Annotated in this window: 20 protein-coding genes; 6 read left to right on the forward strand and 14 right to left on the reverse strand. The window is 58.7% G+C overall.

Features of this window, described 5'->3' with window-relative positions; all coding sequences use genetic code 11:
• Positions 1–21 precede the first annotated feature (21 nt).
• Positions 22–393, forward strand: a complete 372-nt coding sequence (locus KGA81_RS14490) for a DUF423 domain-containing protein (RefSeq protein WP_223546894.1) — start codon at positions 22–24, stop codon at positions 391–393.
• A gap of 9 nt (positions 394–402) precedes the next feature.
• Here KGA81_RS14490 and KGA81_RS14495 read toward each other — a convergent pair whose 3' ends face one another.
• On the reverse strand, positions 403–2,550 hold the full coding sequence (locus tag KGA81_RS14495; RefSeq protein WP_223546895.1) for an acyltransferase family protein: 2,148 nt from the start codon (positions 2,548–2,550) through the stop codon (positions 403–405).
• 72 nt (positions 2,551–2,622) lie between these two features.
• Here KGA81_RS14495 and thiS point away from each other — a divergent pair, with 72 nt between their 5' ends.
• Genes thiS through trmB form a run of 3 tightly spaced genes read left to right on the forward strand, consistent with a single transcriptional unit; the run spans position 2,623 to position 4,413 of the window.
• Positions 2,623–2,823, forward strand: coding sequence for a sulfur carrier protein ThiS (gene thiS / locus KGA81_RS14500; RefSeq protein ID WP_050562648.1), 201 nt, complete (start codon positions 2,623–2,625; stop codon positions 2,821–2,823).
• A 60-nt stretch (positions 2,824–2,883) separates the two neighbouring features.
• Positions 2,884–3,678: a thiazole synthase gene (locus KGA81_RS14505; RefSeq protein ID WP_008019974.1), complete on the forward strand. Its 795-nt coding sequence runs from the start codon at positions 2,884–2,886 to the stop codon at positions 3,676–3,678.
• A 9-nt stretch (positions 3,679–3,687) separates the two neighbouring features.
• On the forward strand, positions 3,688–4,413 hold the full coding sequence (trmB, locus tag KGA81_RS14510) for a tRNA (guanosine(46)-N7)-methyltransferase TrmB (protein WP_223546896.1): 726 nt from the start codon (positions 3,688–3,690) through the stop codon (positions 4,411–4,413).
• Between the two features lie 117 nt (positions 4,414–4,530).
• Here trmB and KGA81_RS14515 read toward each other — a convergent pair whose 3' ends face one another.
• From KGA81_RS14515 to KGA81_RS14560, 10 genes are all read right to left on the reverse strand, one after another.
• Positions 4,531–4,854, reverse strand: a complete 324-nt coding sequence (locus KGA81_RS14515) for a DUF3392 domain-containing protein (protein ID WP_007987827.1) — start codon at positions 4,852–4,854, stop codon at positions 4,531–4,533.
• A 9-nt stretch (positions 4,855–4,863) separates the two neighbouring features.
• The gene (gene hemW / locus KGA81_RS14520; protein ID WP_223546897.1) at positions 4,864–6,069 is read right to left on the reverse strand and encodes a radical SAM family heme chaperone HemW; all 1,206 of its coding nucleotides are present in this window, start codon (positions 6,067–6,069) and stop codon (positions 4,864–4,866) included.
• Positions 6,066–6,662, reverse strand: a complete 597-nt coding sequence (rdgB, locus tag KGA81_RS14525) for an RdgB/HAM1 family non-canonical purine NTP pyrophosphatase (protein WP_223546898.1) — start codon at positions 6,660–6,662, stop codon at positions 6,066–6,068. Before rdgB ends, hemW begins: the two co-directional genes overlap by 4 nt.
• Positions 6,659–7,093: a DUF4426 domain-containing protein gene (locus KGA81_RS14530; protein ID WP_223546899.1), complete on the reverse strand. Its 435-nt coding sequence runs from the start codon at positions 7,091–7,093 to the stop codon at positions 6,659–6,661. The genes rdgB and KGA81_RS14530 overlap by 4 nt, the downstream gene beginning before the upstream one ends.
• Before the next feature lie 26 nt (positions 7,094–7,119).
• Entirely contained in the window at positions 7,120–7,740 is a 621-nt protein-coding gene (metW, locus tag KGA81_RS14535) for a methionine biosynthesis protein MetW (protein ID WP_223456686.1), read from the reverse strand.
• Positions 7,741–7,747: 7 nt separating this feature from the next.
• Positions 7,748–8,887, reverse strand: coding sequence for a homoserine O-succinyltransferase MetX (gene metX, locus KGA81_RS14540; protein WP_223546900.1), 1,140 nt, complete (start codon positions 8,885–8,887; stop codon positions 7,748–7,750).
• A gap of 159 nt (positions 8,888–9,046) precedes the next feature.
• Positions 9,047–9,334, reverse strand: coding sequence for a DUF167 domain-containing protein (locus KGA81_RS14545; RefSeq protein WP_223546901.1), 288 nt, complete (start codon positions 9,332–9,334; stop codon positions 9,047–9,049).
• A gap of 4 nt (positions 9,335–9,338) precedes the next feature.
• On the reverse strand, positions 9,339–9,929 hold the full coding sequence (locus tag KGA81_RS14550; protein ID WP_223546902.1) for a YggT family protein: 591 nt from the start codon (positions 9,927–9,929) through the stop codon (positions 9,339–9,341).
• Between the two features lie 10 nt (positions 9,930–9,939).
• Complete coding sequence (gene proC, locus KGA81_RS14555; protein ID WP_223546903.1) at positions 9,940–10,758, reverse strand: pyrroline-5-carboxylate reductase; 819 nt, start codon at positions 10,756–10,758, stop codon at positions 9,940–9,942.
• A 34-nt stretch (positions 10,759–10,792) separates the two neighbouring features.
• Positions 10,793–11,479 (reverse strand): YggS family pyridoxal phosphate-dependent enzyme, encoded by a 687-nt coding sequence (locus tag KGA81_RS14560; RefSeq protein WP_223546904.1) that lies wholly within the window; start codon positions 11,477–11,479, stop codon positions 10,793–10,795.
• Positions 11,480–11,535: 56 nt separating this feature from the next.
• Here KGA81_RS14560 and KGA81_RS14565 point away from each other — a divergent pair, with 56 nt between their 5' ends.
• Complete coding sequence (locus tag KGA81_RS14565) at positions 11,536–12,570, forward strand: type IV pilus twitching motility protein PilT (protein WP_223546905.1); 1,035 nt, start codon at positions 11,536–11,538, stop codon at positions 12,568–12,570.
• Between the two features lie 155 nt (positions 12,571–12,725).
• Here the strand turns inward: KGA81_RS14565 and KGA81_RS14570 are convergent, their stop codons facing one another.
• On the reverse strand, positions 12,726–13,346 hold the full coding sequence (locus KGA81_RS14570; protein ID WP_223546906.1) for a C40 family peptidase: 621 nt from the start codon (positions 13,344–13,346) through the stop codon (positions 12,726–12,728).
• 251 nt (positions 13,347–13,597) lie between these two features.
• On the opposite strand from KGA81_RS14570, the gene KGA81_RS14575 reads away from it, so the two are divergent.
• On the forward strand, positions 13,598–14,017 hold the full coding sequence (locus KGA81_RS14575; protein ID WP_223546907.1) for an NINE protein: 420 nt from the start codon (positions 13,598–13,600) through the stop codon (positions 14,015–14,017).
• Positions 14,018–14,102: 85 nt separating this feature from the next.
• Here KGA81_RS14575 and KGA81_RS14580 read toward each other — a convergent pair whose 3' ends face one another.
• Positions 14,103–14,516: a hypothetical protein gene (locus tag KGA81_RS14580; RefSeq protein WP_223546909.1), complete on the reverse strand. Its 414-nt coding sequence runs from the start codon at positions 14,514–14,516 to the stop codon at positions 14,103–14,105.
• Positions 14,517–14,566: 50 nt separating this feature from the next.
• Entirely contained in the window at positions 14,567–15,556 is a 990-nt protein-coding gene (locus KGA81_RS14585) for a lipid II-degrading bacteriocin (RefSeq protein ID WP_223546910.1), read from the reverse strand.
• Positions 15,557–15,707: the final 151 nt, after the last annotated feature.

Genomic DNA, 15,707 nt, shown 5'->3' on the forward strand with positions numbered 1-15,707 from the left:
CGAAACTGACTGGAGTTCTGCATGCTGCGTGGCTTTCTGATGCTGGCCGCTTTTTTCGGTTTCACCGGTGTCGGCCTCGGCGCCTTTGCCGCTCATGGCCTGAAAAACCGCCTGAGTGCCGAGTACATGGCGATTTTCCACACGGGCGTCACCTATCAATTGGTGCATGCCCTGGCATTACTGGGCGTCGCATTCCTGGCCGCGCAGATTCCCGGCCGCCTGATCACCTGGGCCGGCGCATCGTTTGCCATCGGTATTCTGCTGTTCTCCGGCAGCCTGTATATATTGACGCTTACGGGCATCAGCAAGCTCGGCATCATCACCCCGTTCGGTGGCCTGGCCTTCCTGATGGGCTGGCTGTGCCTCGGGCTGGCCGCCTGGCGCCTGACCTGACGATGGGAATCAACTCGCGTTTTTCCAGCCATTCAGCAGAGTTTGCGTGAAAGACGGCACAAGGACGCGGTTGCCGTGCCCGCTGAGGTGGTCAGTGTCGCGGAAGAGCGGTTTATCGTCGTCGTAGGCTGAACAGGTAGCGCCTGAGCACAGCAGTGGCAGTGGGTCCCAGACTCGAAGCATCGGATACTGGCGGGTCAAGTGGTCGAGCAGCGTCATTTGCGACGTGCGCAGTTGCTCGATGTGTTCTCGCGCCATGGTGAATCCGGGCGCACAAATCGGATTCATCCGGTTAAACCAGTCCGAGCAGCGATAGGGTGGAGCCTTGAACAGTGGCATGGGCGCATCGATCAATACCCGCACCTTGGCGGCCGTCAAGCGTGTCAGCACGGCCTCGGCGGCGATCCGGGCGCCTTCAGTCTGCTCGGAGGTCAGTTCGGAAAGAGCCTCCCCAAATGCTTCCCCCTCGCTCCGAGCCCAGTCGCGCCCTGCCAGCTCTGGCATTCGCAACGACGCGAGGAAAACAATATCGCCCGGCTCCGCCCGCGCCTCGATATCGCTCAGGGCTTTTTCCCGAGCCCTGGCGCAGGCGCCTTGCGGGTCGGGCGCCATGAGGCTGACGACCGCGCAACCGCCGCGTTCATATTCCGAAACCGTAAAGCCGAGTTGCCGTGATGCGAGGCTGAGCATCGTTCGATAGGCCGCTGCGTGCGAATCGCCGATCACGAACAACTGGCGCCCCTGCAATGGCGGGCTCTGGACCGGTTCGCTGGCGGAATGTTGCGACAGCTGCCTGGAGAACCAGGTATAGGTATCACGGGTCTGGCTCAGTGAAAGGACCTCGGGATTTTCGCTGACCCAGCGCGCGCCGGACCAGCCTAGGCCAATGGCTGCCAGGCAAGAGGTGGTCGTGATCCAGGCGCGGCGCTGAAAAAACGAATGGCCGGCGCGCAACGGTGTCTCGACCCAATGGTAGGAAGCGGCGGCAAGCGCCATAACGATCACCGGGTAGGCCAACTGCACGGCCAGTTGCTCCAGGCCTGTGGTCCAGCGCAGGAACACCAGCACCGGCCAATGCCAGAGATACAGCGAGTAGGATAATCTGCCGACATAGACCGCGGGTGAAGATTGCAACAGGCGCAGGGGCAGGAAGTGATCGTCGGCTTTCTGGGCCAGAGTGGTGATGATCATCAAGGTGCCGGAAACCGTCAGCAGCGCCCAAGGGAAGGGGAACTGGTTTTTATCGGCGAGAAACAGTCCACCGGTGACCAGTGCGAAGCCGCCGAGTAACACGCCTCGGTTTGCGGCCGTTGAATGCAGCGTGAAGTGTCCTGTTGCGATCAACTGGAAAAGGAGTGCCCCGGCGGCCAGTTCCCAGAACCGACTGGGCATCAGGTAGAACGCCTCAAGCGGATTCTCCCGCGTCTGCAAGGCGCTGAGCGCCAGTGACACGAGTGCGAGCACGGGCAGCAAGGCCCAGGCGAGCCGGCTGTGCTGTCGATAGCGCAACCAGGTGAAATAAATGAATGGAAAGACCAGGTAGAACTGCTCCTCTACGGCCAGGGTCCAGGTATGGGTATAGGGGTTGAGCAGGGTGGAAGGGGAGAAGTAGGTGTCGGTGTTCCAAGCCAGCACAAAATTGCTCAGGCCAAAGAAGGCGGCCAGCCCCGTACGGTCATTCTGCATGCTGAGCCAGGCTTGGGGCACGAACATCGCCGAAAGCAGGCTGCAAGCCAGAAGCACCAGGAGCAGCGCGGGCACGATACGCAGGAATCGGCGGCGATAAAAATCCACCAGGAAGGCTGGAAAGCCGCTGTGGGCTCGAGCGGACAGCGACTGGCTGATCACGTAGCCGGAAATGACGAAGAAGATATCGACACCGGTAAACCCACCGGGCAGTGCGTTCAGGAAATCGGCGTGGAAGATGATCACGCTCAGGACTGCAATGGCGCGCAGGCCGTCGATGGCGGGGATGGTCGGCTTTGGATGAAGGCTGGACACAAGCTCCTCTCTCGCGTGTTCGATCAGGTTTTGCTGCGGTTCGACACGAGGCAAAGAATATAGGAGGCTTGGGCGAGTGCTTGAACCCTGGAGTTGTTTCAGGATTGTTCCGGGCTTGCCGCCTGGCGGCTGGGTTGACCAGCCGGTCCATTTCATGACGAATGGCTTGGGTCGGCCTGACTGATCGGGCTAGAATGCCAGCCCCTAAAAATGATGGCGGCATCCGGCATGCGCATTCAGTTGAACGGCGAATCCTTTGAACTGCCCGACGGTGAAACCGTTGCGGCCCTGCTGACCCGTCTGGACCTGACCGGACGCCGGGTGGCGGTCGAACTCAATCTGGATATCGTCCCGCGCAGTCAGCACGCAGACACCGCGTTGAATGATGGCGACAACGTCGAAGTGGTGCACGCCATCGGCGGCGGCTAGCAGCCTCGGCCGAGTGGCCACAGAATTTTGCAAGTACCTCACCCCTACAGAGGATTTCCCATGAGCATCGTTCGTAGCGACAAGCCCTTCGTCCTGGCCGGTCGTACTTACCAGTCGCGTTTGCTGGTCGGTACCGGCAAGTACCGTGACATGGAAGAAACCCGCCAGGCCATCGAAGCCTCAGGTGCCGAAATCGTCACTTTCGCTGTGCGCCGTACCAACCTGGGGCAGATCGAGGGTGAGCCGAACCTGCTCGAAGTGCTGTCGCCGGATCGCTACACCTTCCTGCCGAACACCGCCGGTTGCTACGACGCTATCGAGGCCGTGCGCACTTGCCGCCTCGCTCGTGAGTTGCTCGACGGCCACAATCTGGTGAAGCTGGAAGTGCTGGCCGACCAGAAAACCCTGTTCCCCAACGTGATCGAAACCCTCAAGGCCGCTGAAACGCTGGTCAAGGAAGGCTTCGACGTGATGGTCTACACCAGCGATGACCCGATCATCGCCCGGCAACTGGCGGAAATCGGTTGCATCGCGGTCATGCCGCTGGCTGGTCTGATCGGTTCGGGTCTGGGGATCTGCAATCCGTACAACCTGCAGATCATCCTGGAAGAAGCCAAAATCCCGGTGCTGGTGGATGCCGGTGTCGGTACCGCGTCCGACGCCACTATTGCCATGGAGCTGGGCTGTGATGCGGTGCTGATGAACTCGGCCATCGCTCACGCCCAGCAGCCGGTCATGATGGCTGAAGCCATGAAACATGCCATCGTCGCAGGCCGCCTGGCCTACCTCGCCGGCCGCATGCCGAAAAAACTCTATGCCAGCGCCTCTTCGCCGCTGGATGGTCTGATCAAGTAAGAGCCATTGATGACTGAATCGAACGACACGCCTATCCAGACGGAAGAAGGCGACGAGCGCCAACACCGCCGTATCAAGAGTTTCGTGATGCGTGCCGGGCGCATGACCGAAGGCCAGCAAAAGGGCCTGGAGCAGGGCTCTGCGCTGTTCGTGCTGCCGCTGGCCGACGCGCCGGTGGACTTCGACCAGGTGTTCGGTCGCTCGGCACCGCGCTCGCTGGAAATCGGTTTCGGCATGGGCCATTCGCTGCTGGAAATGGCAGCGGCTTCGCCGGATCAGGATTTCATCGGCGTCGAAGTGCACCGTCCGGGTGTCGGGGCGCTGCTCAATGGCGTCCTGACACAAGGCCTGACCAACCTGCGGGTCTACGATTGCGACGCGATCGAAGTGCTCAACCGTTGCGTGGCCGACAACAGCCTCGATCGCCTGATGCTGTTTTTTCCGGACCCGTGGCACAAGAGCCGTCACCACAAGCGCCGTATCGTTCAGGCGTCCTTCGCTGAACTGGTGCGCAGCAAGTTGAAGGTCGGCGGCATTCTGCACATGGCCACCGACTGGGAACCGTACGCCGAGTACATGCTGGAAGTGATGAACGTGGCGCCGGGTTATCGCAATCTGGCTGAAGACGGCAAGTGCGTGCCGCGTCCGGCCGAACGGCCGATCACCAAGTTCGAACGCCGTGGCGAACGTCTTGGGCATGGCGTGTGGGATTTGAAGTTCGAAAAACTGGCGTAAAACCTGTGGGAGCGAGCTTGCTCGCGATGGCGGCCTGACAGTCAACAGAGATGTTGGATGTGATGGCCTCATCGCGAGCAAGCTCGCTCCCACAGTTGTTTTGGGGTGTGGCTTAATTCAGCGGCGATCCGCGACCACGCCAATCAACACCAGCACCACCAGCAACACCGGCGCCAGGCTGTAGTTATTGAACTGGCTCAAGCCGCGCACGACCCATGGCGTGGCGTAGATCAGCGCCGCGCCGCTGCCGATCATGCACAGCAGGGACATCAGTGGTACGCGCAAGGCGCCGGCGATGCTGCCCAGGCGTTGCTCGACCCAGCCTTTGAAATCCGCACCAAACAGCACCAGCAGGCAACCCACCAGGGCCAGGGCGATTTCCGAGAGGTTGCTGCGGCTCCAGCGGGACACGGTGGCAAGCAGGTCGAGTACCAAATCCATTCGATTTCCTTATGTCAGAAATTTCTGCAGCAAGTCGTTGAGGAAGAGTTGTCCGCGCGTCGTGGCTACCAGACGTGACGGTTCGACCTGCAACAGGCCGCTTTGTTCGGCTTCACGGCGGCCTTCAGCAAGGCTTTCCAGCGTCATGCCGGTACGTTCCGGGTACAGCCTCGATTCGACGCCTTCAGTCAGGCGCAGCGCGTTCATCAAGAATTCGAACGGCATTTCATCGTTGCCCAGTGCTTTCTCGCCGGCCTGGAAGCTCTTCGCCGGATTCAGGTAATCCTTCGGCAGGCGGGTCTTCCAGGTGCGAATGATGCGCCCGTCCGGATGGCTGAGCTTGCCGTGGGCGCCGGCACCGATACCGATGAAGTCGCCAAAACTCCAGTAATTGAGGTTGTGGCGCGCCGGGCGACCGGGCAGGGCGTAAGCCGAAACTTCATATTGTGCATAACCGTGTTCGGCCAGCAGCGCTTGCCCGGCCTCCTGGATGTCCCACAGCGTATCGTCTTCCGGTAGCGTCGGCGGCTGGTTCCAGAACACCGTATTCGGCTCCAGGGTCAGTTGATACCACGACAGGTGTGTCGGTTTCAGGGCAATCGCTGTGCGCAGGTCGGCCAAGGCATCGTCCAGGGACTGATTCGGCAGGCCATGCATCAAGTCCAGGTTGAAGTTGTCGAACCCGGCCTGCCGGGCCATGCCGGCGGCGCGTACGGCTTCGTCGCCGTTGTGAATCCGCCCCAGGGCCTCGAGCTTCTCTTGCTGAAAACTCTGGATACCGATCGACAGGCGATTGATCCCCAGTTTCCGGTACGCCACGAACTTGTCTTGCTCGAACGTCCCCGGATTGGCTTCCAGCGTGATTTCGATGTCGCTGGCAAACGGAATGCGCTGTTCGACGCCTTTGAGCAGGCGACCCAGGGAATCGGCGCTGAACAGGCTTGGCGTGCCGCCACCAAAGAAAATCGAACTCAGCTCACGGCCATAGACGGCATGCAGGTCCTGATCGAGATCGGCCAGCAAGGCGTCGACATACTCTTCTTCCGGCAGCACGGGGCTGGCGGTGTGGGAGTTGAAGTCGCAATAAGGGCATTTGCGCACGCACCACGGGATGTGGATATACAGTGCCAGCGGCGGCAGTACAGGCAGGGCGGCCCGGGGCGATTGAGCGTCGCCGCCGAAGATCAGCGGCGACGCGGATGATTCACGGGTCATTTCAAGCCCAGACGCTGGCGCAGCAGATCCATTGCACGGGCGCGGTGGCTGATCCGGTTTTTGTCGCTGGGCTTAAGCTCGGCGCTGGAGCACTCGCGCTCCGGCACCCAGAACAGCGGGTCGTAGCCGAAACCGTGTTCGCCGCTGGCCTGGGTCAGGATGCGCCCATGCCACAAACCTTCGCAGAGGATCGGCAACGGATCATCGGCATGACGAACCAGTGCCAACACGCAGACGAATTGCGCGCTACGCTCGGCTTCAGGCACATCTTTCAACACGTCGAGCAGCTTGGCATTGTTCGCCGCATCGCCCTTGCCGTCGGCATAACGCGCCGAGTAGATGCCTGGCGCGCCGCCCAGGAAATCCACCGCCAGCCCTGAATCGTCGGCCAGCGCCGGCAGGCCGGAAATACGCGCGGCATTGCGGGCTTTCAGGATGGCGTTTTCGACGAACGACAGGCCGGTTTCTTCAGGCTCGACACTGCTGAACTCGCCGATCGAGCGCAGATGCACCGACTCGCCGAGCATGGCCTGGAGTTCCTTGAGTTTGCCGGCGTTATGGCTGGCCAGTACGAGTTGCGTGAAGTTGATCATTGGCCAGGGAAGAGCTCTTGGTTGAAATTGATGGTGTTGATTTTGTCACCGGTCTGCACCTTGATGTCGAAGGTGCGGGTTTCCTGCTGCGGTACCGGGAATTGGGCGATGTAGTAGATCGCACCTTGTTCAGTGATCTGGCGGAACTTCAGTTCCACACTTTGGCTGGTCAGGTCTTTGACCGTACCGCTGACCTGTGCCATCTGCGGTTTGCCGTCCTTGAGCACCGCAATGTTGATCACACCCTGGTTCTTGCTGCGGGTGAGTTCGGCGGACTTGGCAATGTCCGGGGTCAGGTAGGTGGAGTTGAAGGTGTTGTAGTGCACCGTCACGTCGCCGAAGGTTTCCTTGCGTTCGCCCTTGATGGCGTCGGCGGCCATGGCGGTGACGCTCAGGCAGGCAGTGAGTAGAAACAACGCTAGACGACCCATGATCGTTCTCCTTGAAATAGGGTGGATCAGACTGCGACCTTGTGGTCGGAAAGTCCCGGACTGCTGACCCGGTAGATGCCGATCTCACCTAACAGATTAGGCCATAGCTTGCTGGCCCACCCGTGCCGATGCTGTTGATCCACGGCAAGTCGATCAATGACCTTCGCCTCACGTTCGCGACACAAGGCTTCAAAGTCCGCGAAGGTGCAGAAGTGAATGTTCGGCGTGTTGTACCAGGTGTACGGCAGGAACTCGGAAACCGGCATCCGGCCCTTGCTCGCCAGGTACCAGCGGCAGCGCCAGTGACCGAAGTTGGGGAAGGTGATGATGCACTGCCGGCCCACGCGCAGCATTTCCTCGAGGATCCTGTCCGGGTAGTGCACCGCTTGCAGCGCTTGGGTCATGACCACGATGTCGAAACTGTTGCTGGCAAAGTTGCCCAGGCCCTTGTCCAGGTCCTGTTCGATGACGTTGATGCCTTTGGCCACGCATTCGGCGATGTTGTCGGCGTCGTTTTCCAGGCCGTAACCGGTGACTTGCTTGTTATCGCGCAGCCAGGTCAGCAGTTCGCCATCGCCGCACCCGAGGTCGAGCACGCGGCTGCCGGCGGGGATCCATTCCTGGATGATTTCCAGATCAGCTCTCATGGCTTTCTCACAACGTAATGCGGTTCATGTAATTGCCGAATGCCTGCAGGTAGCGCGGGATCGGAATCAGGAAGGCGTCGTGGCCTTGCGGTGCGTCGATTTCGAGGTAGCAGACGTCCTTGCGCGCGGCCATCAGCGCGTCCACCAGTTCCCTCGAGCGGGCAGGGGAGAAGCGCCAGTCGGTGGTGAACGACATCACGCAGAACTTGGCCTTGGCACTCTCAAAGGTTTTCGCCAGGTTATCGTCGAAGTTCGCTGCCGGGTCGAAGTAATCGAGTGCCTTGGTCATCAACAGGTACGTGTTGGCATCGAAGCGCCCGGAGAACTCCTCACCCTGATAACGCAGGTAGCTTTCCACCTGGAACTCGACGCTGTGGAAGTCGTAGTTGAGCTTCTCGCTCTTGAGCCCGCGGCCGAATTTCTCGCCCATGGAGTCGTCGGACAGGTAAGTGATGTGCCCGACCATCCGCGCCAGCATCAGGCCGCGCTTGGGGATAACGCCGTGTTCCTGAAAAGAACCGCCGTGGAATTCCGGGTCGGTGAGGATCGCCTGGCGCGCCACTTCGTTGAATGCGATGTTCTGTGCCGACAGCTTGGGCGCCGAGGCGATGGCCAGGCAATGACGGATGCGGTCGGGGTAGGTGATGCTCCATTGCATTGCCTGCATGCCGCCGAGGCTGCCGCCAATCACGGCCGCGAACTGGGCGATGCCGAGACGATCGGCCAGACGCGCCTGACTGTGTACCCAGTCCTCCACGGTCAACACCGGGAAGTCGGCGCCGAACGGCTTGCCGGTTTCCGGGTTGATGCTGCTCGGGCCGGTGGAGCCGTTGCAGCCGCCGAGGTTGTTCAGGCTGACCACGAAGAATTTGCTGGTGTCGATGGGTTTGCCGGGGCCGATGCAGCTGTCCCACCAACCGGGTTTGCGGTCGTCGGCGCTGTGGTAGCCAGCGGCGTGGTGGTGGCCGGACAAAGCGTGGCAGATCAGCACGGCATTGCTCGCCATGGCATTGAGGGTGCCATAGGTTTCGTAAATCAGGTCATAGGCCGGAAGCGAACGTCCGCAGGCCAATGCCAGGGGTTCGCTGAAGTGCGCCACTTGCGGCGTCACCAGACCAACAGAATCGGGGGGAAAGGCAGCTGGCATCGACCCTGCTCTCATTGAAATGAGGCGTAAGTCTAAAGACCGCTGCCCCTAGCAGCAAGCTAACCCTTGCCCACTGTAGGAGCCGGCTTGCCGGCGAACCGGATGTCACGGTGTGTCAGTCACGCCGCCTTCGCTGGCAAGCCAGCTCCTACGGTAGGTTCAGCGTTCCAGTCCGGGCAAGTCCGGCAGTTTTTTCGGCGAACAGATCCGCACCCGCTTCTGCCGGCTCAACTCGCCACTGATCAAACTGACCTGGCTCTTGGACACGCCAAAGGCCTTGGCCAGAAACGCCATCAGGTACGCGTTGGCCTTGCCCTCGACTGGCGGCGCGGTCAGGCGGATCTTCAGGCGATCGCCGTGCAGCCCGCAGAAGTCATCGCTACGGGCTGCCGGTTGCAGGTGACACTCCAGAATCAGGTCGTCACCGTCCCAGCGAAAGTAGCTCACAGGGTCAGATCAACACGCGGAGGATTTCCGGCATCATGGTCATGGCGGCGAGGTTGTTGATCACCAGCATGTCGACCAGTTTGATGGCCAGGAATGCAAAGATCGGCGACAGGTCCAGACCGCCCAGGTTCGGCAGGAACTTGCGGAACGGCGCCAGGGCCGGTTCGCAGACGTCATTCACCAGTTCGGCGCCTGGGTTATGGCTGCCCGGTGCAACCCAGGACAGGATCACGCTGATGATCAGGGCGAAGAAGAAAATCTTCATGAACAGCGCGGTCACGCCGATGATCGACCAGATCAGCAGTGGTAGCGGGTTACCGGTGGTGCCATAGGTCAGCAGCAGGGTCAGGGCCATCAGCGCCAGTTGCACCAGGATCGCCAGCACCAGCGAGGACATGTCCAGGCCGAACACGCTCGGGATGATCCGGCGCAGTGGCTTGAGCAGTGGCTGGGTGGCCTTGACGATGAATTGGCAGATCGGGTTGTAGAAGTTCGCCCGCACCAGTTGCAGTACGAAGCGCATTAGCACGATCAGCAGGTACAGGCTGCCGAGGGTTTGCAGCACGTAGACCGCTGCGGTGTTCAATCCAATCATGAAAAACTCCTTATTGACCCAGTTGCTCAGCCATCTCGGCCGAGCGATGCGCGGCAGCACCGAGTGCTTTTTCCACCAGGGATTCGAAGCCATTGGCCTGGAACGACTTGATTGCAGCCTCTGTGGTGCCCGCAGGCGAGGTGACACGGCGGCGCAACTCGGCCGCGTCGACGTCGCTGGAGACGGCCATGTGGGCGGCGCCCAGTGCGGTTTGCAAGGTCAGTTGCGCGGCGATGTCCGCTGGCAGGCCAAGTTTCACACCGGCGGCGGTCATGGCCTCGATCAGCAGGAAGAAATACGCCGGGCCGGAGCCTGAAACGGCAGTGACGGCATCCAGTTGCTGCTCTTCATTCAGCCATAAGGCGATGCCGACTGCGGACAGCAGTTCCTGGGCCTGCTGACGCTGTTCGGCGGTCACCTCAGCTGTCGCGAACAGGCCGCTCGCGCCCTGACGCACCAGCGCCGGAGTGTTGGGCATGCAGCGCACGATCGGCTGGGCGCCGAGCCAGTTGTTCATGCTGGCGCAGGTGATGCCCGCGGCAATCGAAACCACCAGTTGATTGGGCTTGAGGCTTGGGCGAAGAGCTTCGCACACGGCTTTCATCGCCTGGGGCTTGACCGCCAGGACAACGACGTCGGCGCCATCGATGGCCTGGGCGTTGTCGGCGAAGGTTTCGATGCCATGCTCGGCGCTCACGCGGGCGCGGGTTTCTTCGCCCGGGTCGCTGGCGCGAATCTGTGCGGCTTCCAGACCTTTGGCCCGCAGGCCGCCGATCAGGCTGGCGGCCATGTTGCCGGCACCGATAAAGGCAATACGTGTCTTGCTCATGTCAGGTCCTTATTCAGAAGTGTGTCAGCCATGTTTACGGCTGGCTGTAGTCGCGGGCGCCAAACAGGGCCGTACCAATACGGACCCAGGTGGCACCCTGAGCGATGGCTGACTCAAGGTCGTGGCTCATGCCCATGGAAAGTGTGTCGAGCGGCAGGTTCAGGCTGGCTTGCAGGCTTTGCACGGCAGCGAAAGCGGCGTCCTGGGCGGCACGATCATCAGTCGGTTCAGGAATAGCCATCAACCCGCGCAACTTCAAGCGCGGCAGGGCGCTGATGGCGTTGGCCAGGGCCGGCAGGTCGGCCGGGGTGCAGCCGGACTTGCTGGCTTCACCGCTGACGTTGACCTGAATGCAGATATTCAGTGGCGGCAGATCGGCAGGACGTTGTTCGGACAGGCGTTGTGCGATTTTCAGACGATCCACGGAATGCACCCAGTCGAAGTGCTCGGCGATAGCACGAGTCTTGTTCGATTGAATGGGGCCGATGAAGTGCCAGATCAAGGGCAGGTCGGCCAGTTCGAGCTGCTTGCCCAGCGCTTCCTGCAGGTAGTTCTCGCCAAAGTCGCGCAGGCCGGCGGCGTAGGCTTCACGCAGGTCTTGCGCGGGTTTGGTCTTGCTCACGGCCAGCAGCTGGACGCTGTTCTCGGCGCGGTTGGCGGCGAGTGTTGCGGCATGGATGCGCGAACTAACTTGAAGAATGTTGTCTGCTATGGTGGACATCAAGAGGCGCCAGCGGTCTGAAGGTTCGCCGCATTCTACTGGAATTGAGAGACGCTATGGATATCACCGAACTGCTGGCATTCAGCGCCAAACAGGGGGCATCGGACCTGCACTTGTCTGCCGGCCTGCCGCCGATGATCCGGGTGGATGGCGATGTGCGGCGCATCAACCTGCCGGCCCTGGATCACCAGCAGGTGCAAGTGCTGATCCATGCCGTCATGAATGACGCCCAGCGGGTGGACTTCGAGAAACACCTGGAAACGGACTTTTCCTTTGAAGTGCCCGGCGTCGCGCGTTTTCGGGTCAATGCGTTCAATCAGAACCGTGGCGCGGGTGCGGTGTTTCGCACCATCCCGGCAAAAGTGCAGAGCATGGACGAACTGGGTATGGGCGACGTGTTCCGCAAGATGACCGACGCCCCCCGTGGCCTGGTACTGGTGACCGGCCCCACCGGTTCCGGCAAATCGACCACGCTGGCGGCGATGATCGATTACCTCAATACCCATCGCCATCACCATATCCTCACCATCGAAGACCCTATCGAGTTCGTCCACGAGCCGCGCAAGTGCCTGATCAACCAGCGTGAAGTCCACCGCGATACCCGCAGCTTCGCCACCGCCTTGCGATCGGCACTGCGGGAAGACCCGGACGTGATTCTGGTGGGCGAGATGCGCGATCTGGAGACCATTCGCCTGGCGTTGACCGCCGCCGAAACCGGCCATCTGGTGTTCGGCACGCTGCACACCACGTCGGCGGCGAAAACCATCGACCGTGTGGTGGACGTGTTCCCGGGGGACGAGAAGCCGATGGTGCGTTCGATGCTCTCCGAGTCGCTGCTGGCGGTGGTGTCCCAGACCCTGGTGAAGAAAATCGGCGGCGGACGCATCGCGGCCCACGAGATCATGCTGGGGACATCGGCGATCCGCAACCTGATCCGCGAGGACAAGGTGGCGCAGATGTATTCGGCGATTCAGTCGGGAGGGTCGCTGGGGATGCAGACGCTGGATATGAGCTTGAAGGACCTGGTGACCAAGGGCTTGGTCAGTCGTGATCATGCGCAGGAGAAGGCGCGGTCACCGGATGGCTTCTGAGAATTGCAATGTTACCTGTGGCGAGGGAGCTTGCTCCCGCTGGGTTGCGAAGCAGCCCCAAAAAACCGGGAGCGCTACGCACTCCAGCGGGACGGTGCGGCGATCCGACAAGCTCCCTCGCCACAAGTGCTCGCCATCAGGTGTGCGCTAGCCAATCAGCGCTGAACAACCCGCAACTGATTCGGCTCTTTCGGCAGAACCCGCTTGGCAACCACATAGTGGTTATCCCAGTACGGTTTGTTCAACGTGTCGATGGACACTGACTTGCCGCGACGTGGCGCGTGGATGAAACGGTCGTTGCCCAGGTAAATGGCAACGTGATTGACCCGACGGCTCTTGATGTTGAAGAAAATCAGGTCGCCCGGCTTCAGGTCATCACGATCGACTTTCTCCCCATGACCGCTGGCCATGGCATTCGAGGTGCGTGGCAGGTCGAACGTGGCGTCGTTGAACGCGTATTTCACCAGGCCGCTGCAATCGAAACCTTTGCTTGGGCTGCTGCCGCCCCAACGATAAGGAGTGCCAAGGACATTCACGGCGCGGCTCAGCACGTCGCTGCTTTCCTTGGTGCCCATCGGTGGAACCAGGCCGCTTTTGCTGCTGGCCAGGCCTGGAGCATATTTAGCGGATTTTTTGTCTTTGCTCGAAGGAGCAGAAACATGGGATTTTGGGGTGTAACCATTAACGTTAGGAAGACGTTGCTCACGATTGGTGGCGTGGGCGGCCAGTGGCATCAAAAGGCAAATGGTTAGCCATGTCTTGAAAAATGAACGCATTAGGCAAGGCTCTTAATAGGTCAGCGCGCAACTTTATAACAGCTTTTTTGCCGCTTCCGAGGCCGTTGGTCGATTCAATCTGGAGGGCAATGGTGGCAAAAAAGCGGCAAAATGACGCAATTGTCGGACAGAAGTCCGGTGTTACAAGGCTTTGACGGGGGTGAAGGTAGCATTTGCCATACGTCGGATGCCTGTAAAAAAGTCACAAAGAATTAAAGAATATTTATCTATCGTGTGAATCGAGGTCATTCATGAACCCCTATCAACAGGCTGTCCAGCAGCAAGACACCCACAGCAAAGTGATCGGTTACCTGCTGTGGATTTTCGGTTTCACCGGCGCTCATCGCTTCTATTACGGCAAGCCGGTGACCGGGACGATCTGGTTTTTCACCTTCGGTTTGCTGGGGATTGGTTGGCTGATCGACCTTTTCCTGATCCCGGCGATGGATCGCGAGGCTGACCTGCGGTTTACCGCGGGTCCCATCGAATACAACGTGGCGTGGATCCTGCTGACGTTTCTCGGGGTGTTCGGCGTGCACCGGATGTATCAGGGGAAATGGATCAGCGGACTGCTGTACCTGCTGACGGGCGGGCTGTTCTTTATTGGCGTGCTGTATGACTTCTGGACGTTGAATGACCAAGTGTCGTTACGTAACGCGCAGAGTCGTTGATATCTGTGGCGAGGGGGCAGGCCCTTTCGCCGCAGGGTTCTACGCTTGGTGACTGATCCAGCTATCCGTCTGCTTGAGTTGCGGTCTATGAATGGTTGCTGAATATTTTCAGTAATTGAAGTTGAAGTGTTGCAAACGCAATTGTACTGATGCTGTAGAAAGTGGAAATGATGAGATGGTTTGGAGTGGCCCAGTAATTTATGCTGTCGGCTAGAATCACAAGCGATGCAAATGCAACTATCAGTGCTGATGCTTTTATCAAGGTTCCGTTGGTGTGGTGTGTGCGGGCTTTTCTGTATAAAAATATTTGCATTAGGTGAAATATAAATAACATTAAGCCCGCAATCAGGATTGCACCTATTGGTATTCCGATTGAGTCTCGATCTGTTTTGTAAAAGCCTGCACTCAGATTTTTAAATATTGTAAATATCGCTACGCTTGTTGTGATCACTAAAAGTACTGGATAGATGTAGTTCAGATATTTGTAGAGGGGGTTCATGTTGGATCTTCCTGGGTGCAGTCTATAGTCGAGAACTCTAAAGGGTTTTTCTAGTGCGGGTCCGACTGAAAGCCAGTTCCAGTAAGTTTTATTTTTTGTTCTCCAGTTATGTCGATTTCATAGCTCGTTCCTGAGAACACCCTGCCTGCTGTGGTTAAAATTTCGAGTAGTGTTGATCTGTTGCTTTTGTCGAAGTCGTATGTGTCTGTATAAGCTTTTGCAGTTCCATCAAAAGCCCAGGATCCGTTTTCCTCTCTAGTGAAGTCACCTTCGATTTTCAATGTTATCCGCCCTAGATAGGCTCCCGTGACATTGCTGTCGTCAATAGTGGCATAAGGTACTTTTGGATCAGATAAATAATACCTTCCGGGCTCTCTGGTACTGGCGATGGTGTTGGCTAACAGCGGGATTTCACTCGCCTTTACGTTGAGACCTATGTTGTTTATGTCGACTCGCAGCGTCTCTCCATTTCCCCATAGGTAGTTAGCAAATGCTTTGACAGGGCTAAATGTTCCCCCTGATAGCTCGGTTGTTTGTGTTTCATACTTGATCTTGTACAAACTTGTCGATGCTACTTTTATCAGGGCGTCTAGGTTGCTTAGTTTTTGTTGCGCTGCGAAGGCGTCGGCAAGACTGAAATTTACGAGTTTATTTTTGAAATAGGCATGAGTAACGATCGAAGAGCTGTTTAGTAGGTAGTTGTCACTCTCCGTGATTTTCCAAAGGTCTTGAATGGCGCCGAGGGCGTCGTTGTTAATTGCTCTGCCCACCATTTGCAACTCATAGGTAAAGGCTTTTATACCGCTTTTCATTTCTAGCCAATCATGGAACATATCCATTTCGGCTGGAGAAATGACGGGGCCGTCGCACAGTGGCAGTGAGTAGGTTTGCCCGTTGTTGGTGATGATGGCTTCACCTGCGCCCTGCCAATCTGCAATCCCATATGCCCCCCAGCTGAATCCAGAGTTAACAGTAAAGCCGCCTGAATTTCCCGTTGTTCCTTTTGTCACGATAGGAGGTAGAGTAAGTCCATTTTTCATGTGTTGCTCCTTGTTAGTGCTTTGTGTTCATGGTGTTTGTAGTGATGTCTCCTTGTGCTGTTTTTATGCTAGATGATAGGCGTTGAATCGGCACTCAATAACTTTGTAGGATGTTTCTGTGTGTTGCGAAGCTCCTTTCGCACAGGTGATG

The sequence above is a fragment of the Pseudomonas sp. A-B-19 genome (assembly GCF_019947515.1).
In the GTDB taxonomy this organism is placed as follows: Bacteria; Pseudomonadota; Gammaproteobacteria; order Pseudomonadales; family Pseudomonadaceae; genus Aquipseudomonas.

What these genes read in the sequence shown, in the direction of transcription:
- trmB (WP_223546896.1), top strand. Translation starts at nt 3,688, where the DNA reads ATGACTGAATCGAACGACACGCCTATCCAGACGGAAGAAGGCGACGAG.
- rdgB (WP_223546898.1), bottom strand. Translation starts at nt 6,662, where the DNA reads ATGATCAACTTCACGCAACTCGTACTGGCCAGCCATAACGCCGGCAAA.
- KGA81_RS14565 (WP_223546905.1), top strand. Translation starts at nt 11,536, where the DNA reads ATGGATATCACCGAACTGCTGGCATTCAGCGCCAAACAGGGGGCATCG.
- proC (WP_223546903.1), bottom strand. Translation starts at nt 10,758, where the DNA reads ATGAGCAAGACACGTATTGCCTTTATCGGTGCCGGCAACATGGCCGCC.
- KGA81_RS14505 (WP_008019974.1), top strand. Translation starts at nt 2,884, where the DNA reads ATGAGCATCGTTCGTAGCGACAAGCCCTTCGTCCTGGCCGGTCGTACT.
- KGA81_RS14495 (WP_223546895.1), bottom strand. Translation starts at nt 2,550, where the DNA reads ATGAAATGGACCGGCTGGTCAACCCAGCCGCCAGGCGGCAAGCCCGGA.
- KGA81_RS14515 (WP_007987827.1), bottom strand. Translation starts at nt 4,854, where the DNA reads ATGGATTTGGTACTCGACCTGCTTGCCACCGTGTCCCGCTGGAGCCGC.
- KGA81_RS14580 (WP_223546909.1), bottom strand. Translation starts at nt 14,516, where the DNA reads ATGAACCCCCTCTACAAATATCTGAACTACATCTATCCAGTACTTTTA.
- KGA81_RS14585 (WP_223546910.1), bottom strand. Translation starts at nt 15,556, where the DNA reads ATGAAAAATGGACTTACTCTACCTCCTATCGTGACAAAAGGAACAACG.
- metX (WP_223546900.1), bottom strand. Translation starts at nt 8,887, where the DNA reads ATGCCAGCTGCCTTTCCCCCCGATTCTGTTGGTCTGGTGACGCCGCAA.
- hemW (WP_223546897.1), bottom strand. Translation starts at nt 6,069, where the DNA reads ATGACCCGTGAATCATCCGCGTCGCCGCTGATCTTCGGCGGCGACGCT.
- KGA81_RS14575 (WP_223546907.1), top strand. Translation starts at nt 13,598, where the DNA reads ATGAACCCCTATCAACAGGCTGTCCAGCAGCAAGACACCCACAGCAAA.
- KGA81_RS14560 (WP_223546904.1), bottom strand. Translation starts at nt 11,479, where the DNA reads ATGTCCACCATAGCAGACAACATTCTTCAAGTTAGTTCGCGCATCCAT.
- KGA81_RS14570 (WP_223546906.1), bottom strand. Translation starts at nt 13,346, where the DNA reads ATGCGTTCATTTTTCAAGACATGGCTAACCATTTGCCTTTTGATGCCA.
- KGA81_RS14530 (WP_223546899.1), bottom strand. Translation starts at nt 7,093, where the DNA reads ATGGGTCGTCTAGCGTTGTTTCTACTCACTGCCTGCCTGAGCGTCACC.
- KGA81_RS14490 (WP_223546894.1), top strand. Translation starts at nt 22, where the DNA reads ATGCTGCGTGGCTTTCTGATGCTGGCCGCTTTTTTCGGTTTCACCGGT.
- KGA81_RS14550 (WP_223546902.1), bottom strand. Translation starts at nt 9,929, where the DNA reads ATGATTGGATTGAACACCGCAGCGGTCTACGTGCTGCAAACCCTCGGC.
- thiS (WP_050562648.1), top strand. Translation starts at nt 2,623, where the DNA reads ATGCGCATTCAGTTGAACGGCGAATCCTTTGAACTGCCCGACGGTGAA.
- metW (WP_223456686.1), bottom strand. Translation starts at nt 7,740, where the DNA reads ATGAGAGCTGATCTGGAAATCATCCAGGAATGGATCCCCGCCGGCAGC.